This window comes from Aestuariivirga sp., from assembly GCF_046093005.1.
Lineage (GTDB): Bacteria > Pseudomonadota > Alphaproteobacteria > Rhizobiales > Aestuariivirgaceae > Aestuariivirga.
In genome coordinates, this window is sequence record NZ_JBJTER010000181.1 from 1 (window position 1) to 1,392 (window position 1,392).

The following is a 1,392-nucleotide window of genomic DNA, read 5'->3' on the forward strand; positions in this document are numbered from 1 at the left end:
AAGAGGCAGAGTGTACCGTCTGGCCTGACCAGCCGGACAGAAAAGACGAGCCACCAGTCGGGGAACTGGTGGCTCTTCAAATCAGGGCCGCTGGGTGGTTTGACAGCCCTGATCGATGGTCGAACCCGAATGGCTAACGAATCGTTAATTCCTCCGGTCACGGCCGGGAGATGCCATCCACGCAGCGTTGAACAACCGGCGTATGGCATAGCTGCGAATCAGGGATACGCCGACGAAGAAGCAACCGATGAGCAGATTCTCGCTCAGCGAGGCATACAAGCCGAAGAGCGGGAACACGATCATCTGCGTCAGCACGGCGAGGGCATAGCCCACCACGATGTTGGTGACCGCCTCCACGAATGATAGCCAGCGTGTCTGCATCACGCGGCATCCTTGGACTTGAGCTTCCTTGCGATCTTCAGGTCGTTGAAGGTCTGGTCTTCGCCGTCGAGCACAGCCTTGTTGCCGGTGTAATCCTGCCAGCGCTGGACGATGACATCGACATACCTGGGGTCGAGTTCCATCAGACGTGCCGAGCGGCCGGTGCGTTCAGCGGCAATGAGGGTGGTACCGGAGCCGCCGAAGAGGTCCAGCACGATGTCCCGGCTCTTGGAAGAGTTTGTGATGGCGCGCTCAATGAGTTCCACCGGCTTCATGGTGGGGTGGAGATCGTTGACGCGGGGCTTATCAACGAACCAGACGTCACCCTGGTCGCGGGCGCCGCACCAGTAGTGCTGGCTGCCGTCCTTCCAGCCGTAGAGGATCGGTTCGTACTGGCGCTGGTAGTCGGCGCGGCCGAGGGTGAAGGTGTTCTTCGCCCAGATGATGAAGGTAGACCACTTGCCGCCGGCATCAGTGAATGCCTTTTGAAGCGTGTGAAGCTCCGAGGAGCTCATGCAGATGTAGGAGGCTCCCTTCGTCACCATCAGCAGGTTGACGCAGCTGTCGTAGAGGAACGGGTAGAATCCTTCGCCGAGGTCATCGTTCAGGATGCGGCGGTCCTTTCCGCGCATCTTGTCCTTCGCCGAGTTCCCGTAATCCACGTTGTATGGTGGATCGAGCATGGCCATGTCCGCGAGCTGGCCGCCCATCAGCTTCTCGACATCCGTCATGACGGTGGAGTCGCCACAGAGCACGCGGTGGTCACCGAGGACCCAGAGGTCGCCCGACTTGCTGACGGCTTCGGCGGGAACCCCGGGTGCCTCATCGGGGTCAGTGAGCCCCTCGATCTGCTCCGCGCCCAGGAGCTTGTCGAGTTCCCCGGACGCGAAGCCGGTCAGCGCAAGGTCGAAATCGTCGAGCTTCAGGTCGCCGAATTCCAGCCGGAGAAGCTCATCGTCCCACTCGGCGTTTTCGTGCGAGCGGTTGTCCATGATGCGGTAGGCCTTGGCC

At 60.8% G+C, this 1,392-nt stretch carries 2 protein-coding genes; both read right to left on the minus strand.

What is annotated here, in order from left to right; genetic code table 11:
- Positions 1–144: 144 nt before the first annotated feature.
- Complete coding sequence (locus ACKOED_RS15280; RefSeq protein WP_408917482.1) at positions 145–381, minus strand: hypothetical protein; 237 nt, start codon at positions 379–381, stop codon at positions 145–147.
- A partial coding sequence (locus ACKOED_RS15285; protein ID WP_408917483.1) for a DNA-methyltransferase occupies positions 381–1,392 on the minus strand: 1,012 nt, incomplete at its 5' end. The genes ACKOED_RS15280 and ACKOED_RS15285, both read right to left, overlap by 1 nt.

Coding starts and splice junctions, on each gene's coding strand:
- ACKOED_RS15280 (WP_408917482.1), bottom strand. CDS start 381: ATGCAGACACGCTGGCTATCATTCGTGGAGGCGGTCACCAACATCGTG.